The organism is Amycolatopsis sp. NPDC114478 (assembly GCF_055633805.1).
In genome coordinates this window covers 639,994-657,930 of sequence record NZ_JBVKDO010000001.1, presented here as the reverse complement: position 1 = coordinate 657,930, position 17,937 = coordinate 639,994, and the positions used below count along the sequence as shown (strand labels likewise).

Genomic DNA, 17,937 nt, shown 5'->3' with positions numbered 1-17,937 from the left:
TCCTGATGACGTCCCCGACGCGTTGCCGAGCCCGCCGCCTTGGCGGCAGTTCAACGGCGAAGGCTCGGCCCGCTACCCGGAGGACGACGACGGTGACGCCAGCCGCCGGATCGGCCGGTTGCGCTCCCAGCCCCGGGTGCCCGACCCGCGCGAAGTGGCTATGGTCAACGCCGCGATTTACCTGCGTCGTCCGCTGCTGGTCACCGGCCGTCCGGGAACGGGAAAATCGAGCCTGGCCTATTTGGTGGCGACCGAGCTCGGGCTCGGCCCGGTTTTGAAGTGGCCGGTTTCCAGCCGGACGAAGCTCAAGGACGGGCTCTACCTCTACGACGCCATCGGTCGTGTGCAAGCGGCGGGCGCGCACCTCAAAGAACGGTCGGACATCGGCGACTACATCCGTCTCGGTCCGCTCGGAACCGCATTGCTGCCTTTCGAGAAACCGCGCGTGCTGCTCATCGACGAACTCGACAAAAGCGACATCGACCTGCCGAACGACCTGCTCAACGTGTTCGAGGACGGCGAGTACGAAATCGACGAGCTCGTCCGGCTCGCCAAGCAGCAACCGGAAGTCACGGTGCTCACCAATGACCGCGGCGGTTCCGCCGTCGTCAAGGACGGCCGGGTCCGGCCGCGTGCTTTTCCCATTGTCATCATCACGAGCAATGGTGAACGAGAATTTCCTCCCGCATTCCTGCGAAGGTGCTTGCGGCTGGAAATGCGGCCACCGACTTTCGAGCAGCTCGGGCAGATGGTGGCGGCCCAGTTCGGGGAAACCGACGGTGTGGACATCCGCGGGCTCATCCGCCAGTTCCTCGAGCACAGCGGGCGGGTCGGCGGCTTGGCCTCCGACCAGCTGCTGAACGCCGTCCACCTCGCGGCCGAGCTCGCGACGTCCGGGGCGTACCAGACCGACGACGAGTGGAGGGAACTCCGCGAGGCGATCTGGCACCCGTTGTCGTCCCTGGAGGCGGAATGACCGCCGACGAGACACCGCGGCCGGACGGGCGGCCATCGCTGGGAAGCGGCGATCTGACGTGGCGGGAAGTTCGCGACGCCCTCTGGCTGGCCAGGAAGCTCGGTCCGGAATGGCTGGCCGAAGAGCCCGGCGCGCCGGCCGAGCCGGAGCCGCCAGGCCCGGCCGACACCGCGAAACCGCAGCCGCCCGACCCGGAAAGCGTCCCGCCGCCGGCCGCGGAAGCGGAAGAGGTCCCGCCGCGCCCGGAACCGGAATCCGCCGAGGCCGATCAGCAGACGCCGTTCGGCCGGCAGGTTTTCGAGCCCGGTGAACCCGGGTTCCTCCGCGCCACCGGCGTGATCGCCGACGACGGTCAGGGAGCCGCGCCGCTGCTCACGTCGATTTCTCCCGCGCTGCCGGACGCCACGGGGGTCGCGCGGGCCCTGCGGCCGCTCATGCGTGCGTCGCCCTCGCCGTGGGCGACGGTCCTGGACGAGGAGGCCACCGCGATCCGAGCCGCCGACGACGGGATGTGGCTGCCGGTGTGGCAACCCGACCTGTGGCACAAGTTCGAGCTGTCGCTCGTGGTGGACACCGCTCCCTCGATGGAGCTCTGGCAGAACACGGTCACCGAGTTCCGGAACCTGACCCGCAGGCAGGGAGCGTTCCGCGACGTACGGGTGCACCTGATGGACAGTTCGGAGCCGTCGCCGGGAGAACCGGTGCTGCGTGCGGAAGGGCCGGGCGGAGCGCGGTACCGCGCCCGGGACCTCGCCGATCCCACCGGACGCCGGCTCGTCCTGGTCCTGACGGACGCGATCGGCTCCACCTGGCACGACGGTGTGGCGCACGAGATGCTGGCCCGTTGGTCCGAGCAGATGCCGGTGGCGGTCGCGCACGTGCTGCCCCAACGGCTGTGGACTTGGGGCGGCCTTTCGCCGAGCCGGCTCCGCTTGTCCGCGACCGCTCCCGGGGTGCCGAACCGGCGGCTGCGGGTGCGGCCCCACGAGCCGGTCCCCGGCGAGTCGCCGGCCGCTGCCAAGGGCGCGGTGGCCGTGCCGGTCCTGAACCTGTCCCAGGCGTGGCTGGGCGACTGGGCCAAGCTGGTCTCGACGGCGACCACGATCGAGACGACGGCGGTCCTCGCGCACCGAGACCACCGCAAGAGGTTGGCCGCAGGCCCACCGGCCGAGCCGTCGGAAGAGCTCTCGCCGCGCTCCCGGGTGCTCCGCTTCCGCACTTACGCGTCCGCACAGGCGTTCCAGCTCGCCGGCCTGCTCGCCGCGGCGCCGCTGAACCTGCCGCTGATGAGGCTGGTGCAAAGGGTGCTGCTGCCGGGCTCGGGGCTGCCGGCTCTGGCCGAGGTGCTCCTCGGAGATCTGCTCCAGCGGGTTTCCCGGAACAACGGCTCGGCCGATCCGTCCGAGGTGACGTTCGAGTTCCGGGACGGGGTCCGGGCCGAACTCCTTTCGGGTGAAAGGCGCGATACGACGGTCCGCGTCGCCCGGGTTCTGGGGCAATATGCGGGCTCCCGGATCGCGGCGCTGCGGAACTACCGGGACGCCATCGACGATCCCGACGCGACATCCGAGCTCGAAGCGTCTCCGGAGAACGTCCCGTACCTGCGCGTTCAAGAGGCGGTTTTCCGCGCTTTGTCCGGAAGGTACGCCCGACGGGCCAAGAAACTGCGGGCGGAGCTCGCTCCTCGGAACGGTGAGCTGGTGGGCGGCACCCTTGCCGGATCCCCTAATGTGAGGCGTAACACCGGTTCTGTATCAATTCAGAGCGAGGATCCGAACTTGACCACGATCGACACCGTGGAGCCCGCGGGTGCCACCATCCCTTCCGGAGGAGACGACGCCGTGACCACACCCGCATCGACCGCCACGGGTCCGAGTTCGCCGACGTCGGCCCGGATGCGGCCGCAGATCTGGGGTACTGTCCCGCTCCGGAACCCCGACTTCGTAGGTCGCGACGAGCTCCTGGACCAGCTCCGGAACCGGCTGGTCCAGGCGGGCGGGGCGACCGCGGTCCTCCCCGAGGCCCTGCACGGCATGGGTGGTGTCGGCAAGTCGCAGACCGTGGTCGAGTACATCTACCGGCACGCCAACGAATACGACGTGATCTGGTGGATACCGGCCGAACAGCCGTCGCAGATCTCGAGCAGCCTCGTCGAACTGGCCAAACGCCTCGGCTTGCAGGTACCGGGTACGGCGGACGCGGCGGTTCCGGGTGTACTCGAAGCACTGCGGCGAGGCGAACCGTATTCACGCTGGTTGCTGGTGTTCGACAACGCCGACCGGCCGGACGTGGTGAGCCCGTTCTTCCCGGCCATTTCCGGTGACACCGGGCATATCGTCGTCACTTCACGGAACTCGCAATGGTCCGGCGTGGCGCGCACGGTCGAGGTCGACCTCTTCACCCGGCAAGAAAGCAAAGAGCTGCTCCGCAAAGCCGGTGGCGAAATCACCGATGAAGACGCGGATGTGCTGGCGGAAGCGCTGGGCGATCTGCCCTTGGCCGTCGAGCAGGCGGCGGCGTGGCGGGCGCAGACCGGGATGCCGGTGGCCGAGTACCTGCAGCTGCTGGACCAGAACCTCGCCGAGCTGACGACGGAGTTCGAATCCCCCGACTACCAGCGTTCGGTGGCCGCTGCCTGGAACGTCCCGCTGGCGAAGCTCCGGGCCTCGCACCCGGCCGCCCTGCAGCTGCTCCAGGTGTGCGCCTTCTTCGGACCCGAGCCGATTTCGCGCAACCTCTTCACGGCGGTGCGGAACGCGCCGGTCCCCGACGCGCTCGGCGAGGCGCTCAGCCAGCCGATCAAGCTCAACCTGGCGATCCGGGAGATCAGCCGGTACAGCCTGGCGAGGCTGGATCACCGGAGCAACACCCTTCAGCTGCACCGGTTGGTGCAGACGGTGCTGAAGAACCAGCTGGCCGAGGCCGAGCGCGACGCGATGCGGCACGCGGTGCACGTGCTGCTGGTGCACGGCGACCCCAACGACCCGGAGAACTCGGCGAACTGGAAGACCTATTCCGAGCTGCTCCCGCACGCCATGGTGTCGCGGATGGTGGAGTGCCAATCCGACGCGTGGGTGCGCCGGATGATGGTCAACCTGGTCCGCTACCTGGTCAGCTACGGCGACTACGAGGGTGCCCGGGAGACGTCGCGGGAGGCACTCGAAAAGTGGCAGGCCATGTTCGGCGAGACCGATCCCGACACCCTGGCGATGGCTCGGCTGCAAGGGGTCTCGCTGTGGCGGCTCGGCCGCATGGAAGAGGCGCGGAAGCTCAACAGCCGCACGTATGAACTGGTGAAGGAGACGATGGGGGAGGAGAACGAGCTCTTCCTCAGCGTCGCCAACACGGTGCGCCAGGACATGCGGTCGCTGGGTCGGTTCGACCGCGAACTGGAGATGGGCGAGGACATCCTCGTGCGGTCCAAGCGCGTCCTCGGGGAAGACGACCCGGCGACGCTGGCCGCGGGCAACAACCTCGCCGGCACGTTGCGCCTGGTCGGCAAGTTTTTCGAAGCGCGGGAGCTGGACGAAGACGTCTGGCGGCGCAAGAAGATCGTGCTCGGCGAGGAACACGTCGACACGTTCCTGACGCTGAACGCGTTCGCGATGGACCTGCGTGAATGCGGCCAGTACGTCGAGGCGTGCGAGCTGCAGGAACAGACGCTCGACCGGCAACGGGAGGTCGTCGGCGCCGACCACCCGCGGACGATCGGGGCCATGCGCAACCTCGCCGTCGCCCGGCGCAAGGCGGGCGATCACGAAGGCGCGTACAGCCTGTCGAAGGAATGCGTGGAGCGCTACCGGCGGCGCCACGGTGACCGGCACCTGGACACCATCACGTCGCAGATGTGCATGGCCGCCGACCTGCGGCACCAGGGCGACCTGGCCGCGGCGCTCGACCTCGGGGAGTCGAGCCACCGGCTGTTCGTCGAAACCCACGGCGCGGAGCACCCGTTCACGCTGGTGTCGGCGATCAACCTCGGCATCACCAAGCGGCTGATCGGCAGCTTGGAAAAGGCCTACGAGCTCGACAAGCAGACAGCCGAGTCGCTGCGGCAGGTCTTCGGCGCCGACCACCCGTCCACGATGGTGTGTGTCACCAACCTGGCTAGCGACCTGGCGGCGTTGGGCCGGATCCAGGAAGCTCACGACCTCGACGTCGCCAACCTGGAGCGGTCGGCCCGCGTGCTCGGCACGGACCACCCCGCGACACTGGCGATCGCGGTGAACCTGTCGATCGACTTGCGTGCCATGGGGCGTGACGACGAGGCCACGATCCTGCACGGCAACACCTTGGAGCGGCTGCGCAACGCCCTCGGCGAGCGGCACCCGGCGGTCGCCGCGGCGGTCAAGTCCGAGCGGGCGAACTGCGACACGGACACCATGCAGCTCTGAGCCGGCGCTGCCGTGCCCGCCGATCAGCCGGCGGGCACGGTGCCGCCCAGCCAGTTCACCAGCTGGACCGGGCGGTCGCACGGGTCTTCGCGGGCGAGGAGCCGATCCCGGACCCCGAGCACCAGCTGGGGTGCGGTCAGCAACGCGTTCCGCTGACCGGCCGCCGCCAAGGTGAGGCCCAGTCCGAGCCAGGCTTGGTCGTCCTGGGGCGTCGCCAGGATCGTCGCGACGTAGGAGGCCTGCGCGGTGCGCAGGTCGCCCTTCACGTAGGCCAGGTCCGCCGCGGAGACGTTCCGGCGGCGGGCCTGCTGTCCCAGGCAGCGCAGCCTGAGCAGGTCCATGCGGGGAGACCGGGGTACCGACCTGCGCCACGGCACGATCTCGGGGGATCGGGCAGGGGATCGCGGCGCCTCGGTGCCGGCGAGCCAGGCATCGGTCGTCGCGGCCACCCGGTCTTCGTCCGCGCGGAGGTGACGAAGTCGCCAGGTGGCTTCCTGTTCGTTCGCCACCAGGGTGACCGCTTCGGCGAACTCGGCCGGAACGTCGATGCCTTCGGCCGCGGCGAGCCGGTCGGACAACGACTCCACGAACCGCCGGCCGAGGTCGGTCAGGGCACCGGAAGCCAGCAGCACATCAGCCGTTCGCCGCACCTGCTGCCTTCGGTAGGCGTAGCTGAACCAGGCGTGCCGTCCGTCGGCTTCGTCCTGGCCGAGCTGGGTTCGCCAGAACTCGACGGCGGTCAAGAACGCGAGAATCCCGTGCAGAAGACCGCTCGGGGGTCGTGGATCGTCGCGCCAGGGCGCATACAGGAGCTCGCCGAAATTCGGGTCGACGAGCTCGACCAGGTCGAGCAGCGCGTTCATCTTCGAATGTTGGAGTTCGTGGACGAGGGCTTCGGCCAAATCGACGGCGGAGAATTTCCGGGTCATCGCGATCGCGCCGAAGGCGATGGACGAAGAGGCACCGGTGAAGGCCCCCTCGCTTTCGAGGGGAATCAAAGTGGACATTCCCCCGGCCAGTTCGGCGGCGAACCCGGGATGGCGCGAGGTGAGGATTCGCCACGCCTCGTCGAGGAGTTTGGTCCATTCGGCGTATTCCGGCTGGCTCAGGGGCTGGGGTGCGACCGGGGCGGAGAAGGTCCGGTACGGTCCGCGGTCGTCGATCTCCACCGAGAGCCGGATTCCGTCGCACTCGACCGTGTGCCGGTTGGCGGGGACGAAGCCCGGGCTCGGCAGCGGTGGGGTGAACTCGACGGTAGCGCGTCCGGTGAGTGCGCGCAGGGTGCCCGACCCGTCCGCGGTGGTCTCGAGGATCGCCTTGCCCGCGGGGAACGCCGAGGGGAGTTCCAGCTGGCCGACGGTCGGGAGTGTGGTCATGCCGTGCACGACGGGAACCTCGACCGCGCAGGGGATTCGGCACCGGATGGCCGCGGCTCCGGTGAGCGAAGCGAGGTAGTCCAGGTCTGTCCGCAGCGGGGTGCTGTCGACGGGTGTGCCCGACATCTTCCGGAGCGATCGGACGAGCCAGACGCCGGCCGAGGGGTGCAGCAGCAGCTCGTCGACGACGCTGGGGTTCCTGCGATCGGCGGCGACGAGGACGGACCACGTCGGGGCCGGCGTGCCGGCGGCCTCCATCAGTTCGATCAGGGCGCGCAGTTGCAGCTTCCGCCGGCTGAGCTGCCCGGCTCGCAGCTGCCGCATGACGGGTTCTCCCACCGGTCCGGCGGAGAGTTGGGTGAAGAACGGCCACGGCAGCTGGTGCCGTGGTAGCTCGACCGGCATCCGGTTCGTCTCCTTTTCACCGGTGCACCCCGGGTGAATCGCGGAGGTTCCAGGTGCGGATCAGAGCTTGATCGTCGTTTGCCCTTGAATCTCGTCGACGTCGACGTGTTTCGAGCTGTCGAATACTTTTCTGATCGCCGAGTCGAGCGACGGCGTGCGAATCGTGCGCAGTTCCCGGAGGGAAACCTTGGTGAGATCGAGCAATTCCGTGCGTACGTCCGAATCGGTTGACCTCACGCCGACCAGCCTCCCTATCGCGACCGTGTTGTTCCATTATGCCTGACGGACAGGCAGGACGGAAACCATCGACCGTCGGGTCCAGACACCAGCAGTCACAAGCCTGCCGTGCATTACCCCAACTGGCGCAGTGGAAAGGCGATTGGAAGATTCGACCACGGACGACCTCGAAACCGGCCGCAGGAGGGGTCCGGGGGCGTGCCCCCGGCGGGGGCCTGGGGGCACGGCCCCCAGAGACAAAAGCGCCCGAGATATGGTCCGCGCGTTCCGCGGACACAGCTCGGGCATCTCGGGTGCCCTCGGCAGGATTCGAACCTGCGACACCTGCCTCCGGAGGGCAGTGCTCTATCCCCTGAGCTACGAGGGCCCATCGCTGGGCGACTCGGAAAGCTTAGCGCATCGCGACGCCCCCTCGCGCGCAGGTGGGCCGACTGGCGAACTCCCTGGTCAGCGGCCTGAAGTTGATCGGCTTGCCGGTGCGTCGCTAGCGTGGGAAGCCCACCTGAAGGAGCTGAGATGGTCAAGCCGTTCCAGGTGTCTCTCGATGAGGCCGATGTCGCTGATCTGCGGGAGCGGCTTCGGCGGACTCGGTGGCCCGAGGCCGAGACCGTGGGGGACTGGTCGCAGGGAGTTCCGCTCTCCTACGTGCAGGAGCTCTGCCGGGACTGGGGTGAGGAGTACGACTTCGGGTTCGCCTCGCGGCTCAACGCCTTCCCGCAGTTCCGGGCCGATGTCGACGGTGTCGGCCTGCACTTCGTGCACCTGCGGTCGCCGGAGCCTGATGCCTTGCCGCTCGTGCTGACCCATGGCTGGCCCGGGTCCGTCACCGAGTTCCTCGACGTCTTCGGGCCGCTCAGCGACCCCGTGCGGTACGGGGGTGACCCGCGCGATGCCTTCCACGTCGTCGCTCCGTCGCTGCCCGGGTTCGGGTGGAGCGACAAGCCCGCCCTGAAGATCGCGCGGGTCGCCGAGCTCTTCGACCTGCTCATGCAGGAGCTCGGCTATGACCGCTACGGCGCTCAGGGCGGCGACTGGGGTGCCGCCATCACGAACGCCCTCGCGCGGTCCGGGCGGGTGGCCGGCGTGCACGTCAACTTCGCGCCCGTGCGCATGACCCTGGACGATCCGACTCCGGCCGAGCGCCGGGCGCTCGCCGATCTCGAGGAGTTCCGGCGGACCGGTAGCGGCTACTCCGCGCAGCAGGGCACGCGGCCGCAGACGCTCGGCTACGGCCTCACCGACTCGCCCGCCGGGCAGGCCGCCTGGATCGTCGAAAAGTTCTGGGCCTGGACCGACAACAAGGGGCACCCGGAGGACGCCGTCGACCGGCAGAAGATCCTCGACGACATCTCCGTCTACTGGTTCACCGCCACGGCGGCGTCGTCGGCGCGGATGTACTGGGAGAACAACGACCGGGACCTGTCCACTGTGGACGTGCCGGCCGGGGTTTCGGTGTTCCCGCGGGAGATCGTGCGGCCGTCGCGGCGGCAGGTCGAGCAGCGCTACACCGACCTGCGGTGGTTCGAGGAGCTGCCCGTCGGCGGGCACTTCGCCGCGCTCGAGCAGCCCCAGCTGTTCGTCGAGCAGGTCCGCGGCTTCTTCCGGCTGGTGCGCTAGGCGAGCCAGCCGGTCGTCAGGCGCTGGACGGCCGAACCATCGAGGTCGGCGAACTTGAGCCCGACGAACTCCTCCGCCTGCTTCGACGTCTGGATGCGGAACGCGGGCGCCTCGGCCGTCATCGCGGCCACGATGACCTCGGCGACCTCGTCGGCCGTCTGGGCGCCCTCGAACGACTGCGTGACGTTCGAGATGTACTTCTGCAGCGACTCCGCGTAGGGGCCGGCTTCGGCGAAGAGGCGCTCGTCGACGCCGATGTTGTTCACGAACTCCGTCGCTACCGCGCCCGGCTCGATGACGCACACCGTGACGCCCTGGGCCGCGGCGACCGGCGCGAGGGACTCCATCAGGCCCTCGACCGCGAACTTCGCCGCGCAGTAGGCCTCGTTGAACGGCTGGCCGACCGCGCCGCCGATGCTGGTCACCGTGAGCACGCGGCCGCCGCTCGCGCGCAACGCCGGCAGCGCGGCCTTCGTCGTCTCGGCGACGCCGAAGAAGTTGACCTCCATCGTCTCGCGCACCGCGGAGACCGGCTCCTGCTCGAGCGTGCCGACGTGGCCCGCGCCGGCGTTGTTGACCAGCACGTCGAGCCGGCCGTAGTCGGCGAGGACGCCCTCGACCGCCGCGCGGACGGACGCGGGATCGGTCACGTCCAGGGGGCGGATGTCCAGGTCGGCGCCGGCTTCGCGCAGGCGGTCCGCGCGGGCGGGGTCGCGCAGGGTGGCGACGGTGCGGAAGCCCGCGCGGGCGGCCCGGACGGCGGTGGCGAGGCCGATTCCGGTGGACGTGCCGGTGATCAGGGCGACGCGGTCGTTGCTCATCTGGAGGACCTCGATGTGATTCAGGCGAATGATGGTTAATGAAGTGAACTAAAACGACTATAGGCATGGATGGTTCATGCAGTCAACTATCGGCTTACACTCACCGGATGAGCGCTGATCCGATCACCGACGACGTCGTCGCCCTGCTCGCGCGGATCGTCGACCGGTTCGTCGACTCCTACGAGTCCGCGGCGGCCGCGCAGGGACTGACAACGGTGCAGGCCAAGGTGCTCGCCGCGCTCGGGGAGCCGCTGCCGATGCACCGGATCGCCGAGAAGCTGAACTCGGAGCGCTCGAACGTCACGGGGATCATCGACCGGCTCGAAGCGCGCGGGCTCGTCGAGCGGCGGGCGGACCAGCGCGACCGGCGGATCAAGAACATCGTGGCCACGCCCGCGGGCGCCGTGCTGGCCCGCGACTTCCAGCGGGCGCTGGGGTTCGCGGCCGACCCGCTGGCCGCGCTCGGTCCGGACGACCGCGTCGAACTGCGCGACCTGCTGCGGCGGATGGTCGGCGCCGAAGCGTGACGAAGTCCACCGGGTGGGAACCCCGCCTGGTGGATTGGTGGGCGCCGGTCCGGGTAGTAGCTTTCGAGTGGGTGAACTTAGGGTGCCCTCTGTTGCACATATGCGCATCCGACTATATGTTTGCCCCCGGAGCGAAGGACGGAGGCGGAATGGGACACGGCCACGGACACGGGCACACGAGCGCGCCGGCGAGCGCCTCGGGCCGGTACGTGCGGAGCCTGACCATCGCCCTCTGCGTCGGCGCCGGCTTCATGGTGCTCGAGTTCGTCGTCGGCTTCACGACCGGCTCGCTGGCCCTGATCTCCGACGCCGCGCACATGTTCACCGACGTCCTCGGCGTCGGCATGGCGCTGACCGCCATCGTCCTCGCGCGGCGCACCGGCCCCACGGTCAGCCGCACCTTCGGGCTCTACCGCGCGGAGGTGCTGGCCGCGCTGGCCAACGCGGTGCTGCTGTTCGGCGTCGCGGGGTACGTCCTCGTCGAGGCCGTCGGCCGGATCGGCGACCCGCCCGCCGTGCCCGGCCTGCCCGTCCTGCTGGCCGCGACGGCCGGCCTCGCCGCCAACATCGTCTCCTTCGCCGTCCTGCGGTCCGGTGCGAAGGAGAGCCTCAACGTCCGCGGCGCGTACCTCGAGGTGCTGGCCGACCTGATCGGCTCGGTCGGCGTGCTGGTCAGCGGCGCGGTGACGCTGCTGACAGGCTGGCGCTACGCCGACCCGATCATCGGTGTCGCGATCGGGCTCTTCGTGCTGCCGCGCACGTGGACGCTGGCCCGCCGGGCGCTGCGCATCCTGTTCCAGCACGCGCCCCAGGGCGTCGACGTCGGCGCGATCAACGCCGAACTGGCCGCGCTGCCGGGGGTCGCGGACGTGCACGACCTGCACGTCTGGACGCTGACTTCGGGCATGGAGGTGGCTTCGGCGCACCTGACGCTGGCGCCGCCCGCGAAGCAGTCCGAGGTGCTGACGGAGGCGCAGAACCTGCTGTCTTCGCGGTACGCGATCGAGCACGCGACGCTGCAGGTGGAGGCGCCGCAGTGCGCGCGCCGCTGCCAGGAACTGTCCTGGTAGCTACAGGCTCGCCCGGCTGAGCACTGCCCTCCGGAGGCAGGTGTCGTTGATTCGAATTCTGCCGAGGGCCTTCCGGCTGCACGGCGATCGACCGCGGCTTGGCGAAGGTCGTACGGTCGTCCGGCGAACGGCCCCCGCACGGCGTCGGCGCGTGAACGTCGCCGTGCGGCCTTGCGCACTCGGACGACGTTGCCTGGCTACGGCCCTGGTAGCAGCCGCGCCGTGAATGTCGGCTAGGCGTTCAGCGGCTGCAGCTCAGCCCGATCTGGAACGGAAGTGCTGCATCCGGGCGTGATCAAGCCGGCAGCGGCTGGGCGCCCCGGCCCGCGAGCATCAGCTTGATCTGGTCCATCTCCGCGCCCTGCGACGTCAGGATGCTGGTCACCAGCGCCTTCAACGCCGGCAGCGTCGAATGCGACGACGCGTACTGGGCCATCGACGTCCCGCCCTCGTGGTGGCGGAGCATCAGCTGCAGGAAGTAGACGTCGAACTCGCGACCGGACAGCGAGCGCAGCTTGCTCAGCTCCTTGTCCGTCGCCATGCCCGGCATCAGCGCGCCGCCCGCCGGGTTGACCGAGGACGGGGCCATCGACATGCCAGGCATGTCACCGTGGCCCGCCATCGGTTCCGTCATCCACTTCATCGGCGCGCCGATCGCCTGCTCGGGCTGGTCCCACAGCATGAGCCAGCCCTTCATGCGGCCGACCTGCTCGAGCTGCGTGCGCTCGATGTCGAACGACAGCTGCTTGATCTCCGGGTCGGTCGTGCGGTCGCGGGCGATGCCCGCCATCGTCACCGCCTGGAGGTGGTGCGTCGACATGTCCTGCGCGAAGCCGACCTCGACCGAACCGGCGGCCGGGGTGGCCGGGGCTCCCGGATCGTCGACGGCGCGGGTCAGGAACATCCCCGCCGCCGCGCCGATCAGCAGGACCGCCAGCAGCGTCCCGCCGATGATCACCCAGCGCGACCAGGTCGGCTGCTCGGTGACCTCTTCGGTGTCGAGGTCGGCTTCGGCGGTCACTTGGTCGGCGTCGGCGATGCCGGGGCCGAAGCCGGAGCGGAGTTGGCCGGCGCGGACGGCATGCCCTGCTCACCCTGCGCGGCCGTACTGCCCTTGTAGTCCATCGGCTTCGCGTCCGGGCCCGGCTTCGACGCGTTGAACGGCGGCGGGTTGTCCGGGTCGAACTGGCCCGGGACCGCGTCGCAGGACGCGCCGACCTCGGGGTACACGCCGTTCGGGTTGCTCCGCAGCGCGGCGATGAACTCGTCGATCCGCGCGTCGTTGGCGTCGTCCAGCTTCAGCTGGTGGCCCCACGACTGCAGCGAGATCGGCTTGTCGAGGCCGGGGTAGGGCGACAGCATCGTGAACGGCTTGTCCTTGGCGCGGACGCTCAGCAGGTTGAGCGCGTCGCCGGTGACCTGCTGCGGGTTGTAGGCGATCCAGACGGCGCCGTGCTCGAGCGCGTGCACCATGTTCTCGGTGCGGACCGCGGTCGGGTACACGATTCCGGTGCAGGTGGCCCAGGTCTGGTCGTGCGGGCCGCCGAACGGCGGGGAGTGGTCGTAGGCCACGCGCTCGGTCGGGAGGACGTGCACGCTGCCGGTGTAGGTGGCCGTCACCACGCCCGGGATGCGCTTCGAGGGGTCGGGGTCCTGCGCGCTCGGCGCGAACGAAGCGGCGGCGGCCTCGCGGTCGGCCTGCTCGCGCTTCGGCGCGGACTTCACCATGTAGTACGTGATCACGGCGCCGAGCAGGGCGACGATCGCCACGACGGCGATGATCGTGCCCCAGGGCGTGCCCTTCTTGCTCACGACGGAACCGCGGGCCGCCTTCACCGCCGACCCCTTTTTCCGAGTTGTCCCGTTCGCCATGGCTCCCGCGTTCTCCCTCTGGTGGCTGCGGACGGATTCCCGCCCCGGCCAGTGTAGAGACCACCCGTCTGATCACCGTTAACGCCTCACATGCTCGCCCATCGTGATGTCCCCGAGACCGATGCGAGCGTCCCACCAGGGCACACCTAGAATTCGCGGAGTGACTCCCGCCGCTCTCGCCGACCTGGTCCGCAGCTCCGCCGTGCAGGTACTGACCGCACGCGGCATCGACGACGCCGTGCTGCCGGAGCAGGTGACCATCGAACGCCCGCGCAACCCCGACCACGGCGACTACGCGACGAACATCGCCCTCCAGGTGGCCAAGAAGGCCGGGCTGAAGCCGCGCGAGTTCGCCGAGGCGCTCGCCGAAGCGGTCTCGGCGGACGATGGCGTCGCCTCGGCCGAGGTCGCGGGACCCGGCTTCCTCAACTTCCGGCTCGCCGCGGCCGCGCAGGGCGACATCGTGCGCCAGGTGCTCGACGCCGGCGCCGCGTACGGCCGCGGCGACGCGCTGGCCGGCACGAAGATCAACCTCGAGTTCGTCTCGGCGAACCCGACCGGCCCGATCCACCTGGGCGGCACCCGCTGGGCCGCGGTCGGCGACGCGCTGGGCCGCGTCCTGGGCGCGCAGGGCGGCGAGGTCACCCGCGAGTACTACTTCAACGACGCCGGCGCGCAGATCGACCGGTTCGTCCGGTCCCTGATCGCCGCCGCGAAGGGCGAGCCCGCGCCGGAGGACGGCTACGCGGGCGGCTACATCAACGACATCGCCGCCGAGGTCATCAAGGCCGAGCCGAGCGCGCTGTCGCTGCCCGAAGAGCAGCGCCACGAGACGTTCCGCCGGATCGGCATCGAGCTGATGTTCACCGAGATCAAGCAGAGCCTGCACGAGTTCGGCACCGACTTCGACGTCTACTTCCACGAGAACTCGCTGCACGAGTCCGGCGCGGTCGACGCCGCCGTCCAGCAGCTGAAGGACTCCGGGAACCTGTACTTCAACGAAGGCGCCTGGTGGCTCAAGTCGTCGGAGTACGGCGACGACAAGGACCGCGTCGTCATCAAGCAGGACGGCAACCCGGCCTACATCGCCGGCGACCTGGCGTACTTCAAGGACAAGCGCAACCGCGGCTTCGACCTCTGCATCTACATGCTCGGCGCGGACCACCACGGCTACATCGCCCGCTTGAAGGCCGCGGCCGCCGCGTTCGGCGACGACCCGGCGACGGTCGAGGTGCTGATCGGCCAGATGGTCAACCTGGTCAGCGACGGCAAGCCGGTGCGGATGTCCAAGCGCGCCGGCACCGTGATCACCATGGAGGACCTCGTCGAGGCCGTCGGCGTCGACCCGGCCCGCTACGAGCTGATCCGGTACTCTGTCGACTCCACTTTGGACGTCGACTTGGACCTGCTTCGCAAGCACTCCAACGACAATCCCGTCTACTACGTCCAGTACGCGCACGCGCGGCTGGCGTCACTGCAGCGCAATGCCGCCGATCTCGGCTTGAAGTCCACTTCGGACGTCGACTTCGGACTGTTGACGCTGCCCGCCGAGGGCGACCTGATCCGCACCATCGGCGAGTTCCCGGAAACCGTGCGCCGCGCCGCCGAAATGCGGGAGCCGCACCGGATCGCGCGCTACCTCGAAGAACTCGCGGGCGCTTACCACAAGTTCTACACCGTGGGCCGCGTGCTGCCCATGGGCGACGAAGAGGCGACCCCTCTGACGTACGCCCGGCTCGCGCTCTGCGAAGCCGCCCGCCAGGTGCTGGCGAACGGCCTCGCGCTGCTCGGTGTCTCCGCTCCGGAACGGATGTAAGAAATGGCGCACCCCGCGGGCCCCAGGCACGCCGACGTCTACACCCACGCCGACACTTCCGGGCTCCAGCCGTCGGGGGCCGAGGAGCTCGACAAGCTCCCCGCGAAGGTGTGGCCCCGCAACACCTTCCGCGCCGCCGACGGCGTCGTGCGGATCGCCGGTGTCGACGTCCGCGAGCTCGCCGAGAAGCACGGCACGCCCCTGTTCGTCGTCGACGAGGCCGACTTCAAGTCCCGCTGCGCGGACTACGCCGAGGCGTTCGACGACCCGTCGCTGGTGCACTACGCGTCGAAGGCGTTCCTCTCCATCGAGATCGCCCGCTGGGTGGCCGAGCAGGGGTTGAGCCTGGACGTCTGCAGCGGCGGCGAGCTCGCCGTGGCGCAGCGCGCGAACTTCCCGGCCGAGCGGATCACCTTCCACGGCAACAACAAGTCGCCCGCGGAGCTCGAGGCGGCGATCGTCGCCGGCGTCGGCACGATCGTGCTCGACTCCTACTTCGAGATCGCCCGGCTGGCCGACATCGCCGCGCGCCACGACGTCGTGCAGGCGGTGCTCATCCGGGTCACCGTCGGCGTCGAGGCGCACACCCACGAGTTCATCGCGACCGCCCACGAGGACCAGAAGTTCGGCTTCTCCCTGGCTTCCGGCGACGCCGCCGAGGCGGTGCGCCGGGTGCTCAACGCGCGGTCGCTGAAGCTCGTCGGCCTGCACAGCCACATCGGCTCGCAGATCTTCGACGCCGACGGCTTCGAGGTCGCCGCCCGCCGCGTCGTCGGGCTGCTCGCCGACCTGGCCAAGGAGCACGGCCCCGAGCTGCTCGACCAGCTGAGCCTGGTCGACCTCGGCGGCGGCTTCGGCATCGCCTACACCGAAAAGGACAACCCGCCGCCGCCGGCGCAGATGATCACGCAGATCCGCGAGATCGTCCGCAAGGAGTGCGCGTACGCGGGCCTGCCGGTGCCGCGCATCGCGGGCGAGCCGGGCCGCGCGATCGCCGGCCCCGGCACGGTCACGCTCTACGAAGTCGGCACGATCAAGGACGTCTCGCTCGGCGACGACGCGGTCCGCCGCTACGTCAGCGTCGACGGCGGGATGAGCGACAACATCCGGACCGCGCTGTACGACGCCGTGTACGACGTCCGGCTGGTTTCCCGCTCCGCGGAAGACGCCGGCCGGCCGGTGCAGGCCGTACTGTCCCGGGTGGTGGGAAAACACTGTGAGTCCGGCGACATCGTCGTACGAGACTGCTGGCTGCCCGACACGCTGGCTCCCGGCGACCTGCTGGCCGTGGCGGCGACCGGTGCCTACTGCTACTCGATGGCGAGCACGTACAACCGGCAGCCCCGCCCGGCCGTGGTCGCCGTGCGCAACGGCAGCCCCCGGCTGCTGCTGCGGCGCGAGACGACCGACGACATGCTGCGCCTGGAGGTCTGAACACAGTGGCTGCCCCAGAGGAACGCCGGGCCGTGCGCGTCGCCCTGCTCGGCTGCGGGACCGTCGGCGGCGAGGTCGCCCGGCTGCTCACCGAGCAGGCCGGTGAGCTGGCCGCGCGGGCGGGCACGCCGGTCGAGCTGGCCGGCATCGCCGTCCGCCGCCCGGACAAGCACCCCGAGCTGCCGCCGGAGCTGCTGACCGCCGACGCGGAAAAGCTCGTGACCAGCGACGACGTCGACGTCGTGGTCGAGCTGGTCGGCGGCATCGAGCCGGTGCGCGGCTGGCTGCTCGCCGCGCTGAAGGCCGGGAAGTCCGTCGTCACGGCGAACAAGGCCCTGCTGGCCGAGCACTCCGCCGACCTGTTCGAGGCGGCCGACGCCGCGGGCGCCGACCTCTACTTCGAGGCCGCCGTCGCCGGCGCCATCCCGCTGCTGCGCCCGTTGCGCGAATCCCTCGCGGGCGACCGCATCACGCGCGTGATGGGCATCGTCAACGGCACCACGAACTACATCCTCTCGGCGATGGACTCCACCGGCGCCGGCTACGCCGAGACGCTCGACGAGGCCAGCCGGCTCGGGTACGCCGAGGCCGACCCGACCGCCGACGTCGACGGCTACGACGCCGCGTCGAAGGCCGCGATCCTCGCGTCGCTGGCCTTCCACACCCGCGTGACCGCCTCGGACGTCCACCGCGAAGGCATCGCCGACGTCACCGCCGCCGACCTCGGCGCGGCGCGGATGCTGGGCCGCACGGTCAAGCTCCTGGCCATCTGCGAGCGCGTCACCGACGACGACGGCGTCGAGTCGGTTTCCGCCCGCGTGCACCCGGTGATGATCCCGCGCAGCCACCAGCTGGCGGGCGTCGGCGGCGCGTTCAACGCCGTCTACGTCGAGGCCGACGCGGCCGGCGAGCTGATGTTCTACGGCCAGGGCGCGGGTGGCGCGCCGACCGCGAGCGCGGTGCTCGGCGACCTCGTCGCGGTGGCCCGCAACCTGGTGGCGGGCGGGCGCGGGCCGCGCGAGTCCGCGCACGCGGCGCTGCCGGTGCGGCCGATGGGCCAGACGCCGACCCGTTACCACGTAAGCCTTTCCGTCGCCGACCGCGCCGGCGTGCTCGCCCAGGTGGCGCAGGCGTTCGCCGGGCACGGGGTGAGCATCGCCGCCGTGCGGCAGAGCGACGTCGGCGACCGCGCGAGCCTGGTCGTCGTGACGCACCAGGCGCCGGACGCCGCCCTGCAGTCCACTGTGGACGAAATCGCGAAGCTCGACGTCGTCCACGAAGTTGTCAGCGTGATGCGGGTGGAAGGCGAAGACCAGTGAGCGACGCTTGCGAGCGAACCATGGACATCATGCGCCAAAAGGAATCAAACACTGTCTCGCGAAGCGAGGCGAT

Annotated in this window: 13 protein-coding genes and 2 tRNA genes; 9 read left to right on the top strand and 6 right to left on the bottom strand. The window is 70.0% G+C overall.

Translation table 11 applies throughout. The features are described 5' to 3' along the window. Positions 1-160: 160 nt before the first annotated feature. Both ACZ7OH_RS03210 and fxsT read left to right on the top strand, forming a co-directional pair. The gene (locus tag ACZ7OH_RS03210) at positions 161-976 is read left to right on the top strand and encodes an AAA family ATPase (RefSeq protein WP_470279342.1); all 816 of its coding nucleotides are present in this window, start codon (positions 161-163) and stop codon (positions 974-976) included. Beyond that, positions 973-5,370 (top strand): FxSxx-COOH system tetratricopeptide repeat protein, encoded by a 4,398-nt coding sequence (gene fxsT, locus ACZ7OH_RS03205; RefSeq protein WP_470279341.1) that lies wholly within the window; start codon positions 973-975, stop codon positions 5,368-5,370. Before ACZ7OH_RS03210 ends, fxsT begins: the two co-directional genes overlap by 4 nt. Positions 5,371-5,393: 23 nt before the next feature. Here the strand turns inward: fxsT and ACZ7OH_RS03200 are convergent, their stop codons facing one another. The 3 genes from ACZ7OH_RS03200 to ACZ7OH_RS03190 all read right to left on the bottom strand — a co-directional run bounded on the left by ACZ7OH_RS03200 (position 5,394) and on the right by ACZ7OH_RS03190 (position 7,755). Beyond that, on the bottom strand, positions 5,394-7,070 hold the full coding sequence (locus ACZ7OH_RS03200) for an HEXXH motif domain-containing protein (protein WP_470279340.1): 1,677 nt from the start codon (positions 7,068-7,070) through the stop codon (positions 5,394-5,396). 141 nt (positions 7,071-7,211) lie between these two features. Then, positions 7,212-7,388, bottom strand: a complete 177-nt coding sequence (locus ACZ7OH_RS03195; protein ID WP_470279339.1) for a hypothetical protein — start codon at positions 7,386-7,388, stop codon at positions 7,212-7,214. Positions 7,389-7,682: 294 nt separating this feature from the next. Next, a tRNA-Arg gene (locus ACZ7OH_RS03190) sits at positions 7,683-7,755 on the bottom strand. A 149-nt stretch (positions 7,756-7,904) separates the two neighbouring features. Between ACZ7OH_RS03190 and ACZ7OH_RS03185 the strand changes: the two genes are divergently transcribed. Next, positions 7,905-9,005 (top strand): epoxide hydrolase family protein, encoded by a 1,101-nt coding sequence (locus ACZ7OH_RS03185; protein WP_470279338.1) that lies wholly within the window; start codon positions 7,905-7,907, stop codon positions 9,003-9,005. Here ACZ7OH_RS03185 and ACZ7OH_RS03180 read toward each other — a convergent pair. Next, entirely contained in the window at positions 9,002-9,826 is an 825-nt protein-coding gene (locus ACZ7OH_RS03180) for an SDR family oxidoreductase (RefSeq protein ID WP_470279337.1), read from the bottom strand. The genes ACZ7OH_RS03185 and ACZ7OH_RS03180 overlap by 4 nt on opposite strands. Positions 9,827-9,933: 107 nt before the next feature. On the opposite strand from ACZ7OH_RS03180, the gene ACZ7OH_RS03175 reads away from it, so the two are divergent. The 3 genes from ACZ7OH_RS03175 to ACZ7OH_RS03165 all read left to right on the top strand — a co-directional run bounded on the left by ACZ7OH_RS03175 (position 9,934) and on the right by ACZ7OH_RS03165 (position 11,493). Further along, positions 9,934-10,353, top strand: a complete 420-nt coding sequence (locus tag ACZ7OH_RS03175; protein WP_470279336.1) for a MarR family winged helix-turn-helix transcriptional regulator — start codon at positions 9,934-9,936, stop codon at positions 10,351-10,353. Positions 10,354-10,502: 149 nt separating this feature from the next. Next, complete coding sequence (locus ACZ7OH_RS03170) at positions 10,503-11,423, top strand: cation diffusion facilitator family transporter (RefSeq protein ID WP_470279335.1); 921 nt, start codon at positions 10,503-10,505, stop codon at positions 11,421-11,423. Next, positions 11,414-11,493 (top strand) — tRNA-Arg (locus tag ACZ7OH_RS03165). The genes ACZ7OH_RS03170 and ACZ7OH_RS03165 overlap by 10 nt, the downstream gene beginning before the upstream one ends. Before the next feature lie 225 nt (positions 11,494-11,718). Here ACZ7OH_RS03165 and ACZ7OH_RS03160 read toward each other — a convergent pair. Together ACZ7OH_RS03160 and ACZ7OH_RS03155 are read right to left on the bottom strand one after the other, a co-directional pair. Then, positions 11,719-12,444 carry a DUF305 domain-containing protein gene (locus ACZ7OH_RS03160; RefSeq protein WP_470279334.1) on the bottom strand — a complete coding sequence of 242 codons (726 nt, stop codon included), beginning with the start codon at positions 12,442-12,444 and terminating at the stop codon, positions 11,719-11,721. Beyond that, positions 12,441-13,259, bottom strand: a complete 819-nt coding sequence (locus ACZ7OH_RS03155; protein WP_470279333.1) for a DUF3105 domain-containing protein — start codon at positions 13,257-13,259, stop codon at positions 12,441-12,443. Before ACZ7OH_RS03155 ends, ACZ7OH_RS03160 begins: the two co-directional genes overlap by 4 nt. Positions 13,260-13,455: 196 nt before the next feature. Between ACZ7OH_RS03155 and argS the strand changes: the two genes are divergently transcribed. From argS to ACZ7OH_RS03140, 3 genes are read left to right on the top strand one after another with little or no spacing between them, the layout of a single operon-like run. Continuing rightward, a complete protein-coding gene (gene argS, locus ACZ7OH_RS03150; protein ID WP_470279332.1) occupies positions 13,456-15,111 on the top strand; it encodes an arginine--tRNA ligase in 1,656 nt (551 codons plus the stop codon). 3 nt (positions 15,112-15,114) lie between these two features. Next, entirely contained in the window at positions 15,115-16,545 is a 1,431-nt protein-coding gene (lysA, locus tag ACZ7OH_RS03145; RefSeq protein WP_470279331.1) for a diaminopimelate decarboxylase, read from the top strand. A 5-nt stretch (positions 16,546-16,550) separates the two neighbouring features. Then, the gene (locus tag ACZ7OH_RS03140) at positions 16,551-17,864 is read left to right on the top strand and encodes a homoserine dehydrogenase (RefSeq protein ID WP_400879579.1); all 1,314 of its coding nucleotides are present in this window, start codon (positions 16,551-16,553) and stop codon (positions 17,862-17,864) included. Positions 17,865-17,937: the final 73 nt, after the last annotated feature.

Coding starts and splice junctions, on each gene's coding strand:
- ACZ7OH_RS03185 (WP_470279338.1), top strand. CDS start 7,905: ATGGTCAAGCCGTTCCAGGTGTCTCTCGATGAGGCCGATGTCGCTGAT.
- ACZ7OH_RS03180 (WP_470279337.1), bottom strand. CDS start 9,826: ATGAGCAACGACCGCGTCGCCCTGATCACCGGCACGTCCACCGGAATC.
- ACZ7OH_RS03175 (WP_470279336.1), top strand. CDS start 9,934: ATGAGCGCTGATCCGATCACCGACGACGTCGTCGCCCTGCTCGCGCGG.
- ACZ7OH_RS03210 (WP_470279342.1), top strand. CDS start 161: ATGGTCAACGCCGCGATTTACCTGCGTCGTCCGCTGCTGGTCACCGGC.
- fxsT (WP_470279341.1), top strand. CDS start 973: ATGACCGCCGACGAGACACCGCGGCCGGACGGGCGGCCATCGCTGGGA.
- ACZ7OH_RS03170 (WP_470279335.1), top strand. CDS start 10,503: ATGGGACACGGCCACGGACACGGGCACACGAGCGCGCCGGCGAGCGCC.
- ACZ7OH_RS03200 (WP_470279340.1), bottom strand. CDS start 7,070: ATGCGGCAGCTGCGAGCCGGGCAGCTCAGCCGGCGGAAGCTGCAACTG.
- lysA (WP_470279331.1), top strand. CDS start 15,115: ATGGCGCACCCCGCGGGCCCCAGGCACGCCGACGTCTACACCCACGCC.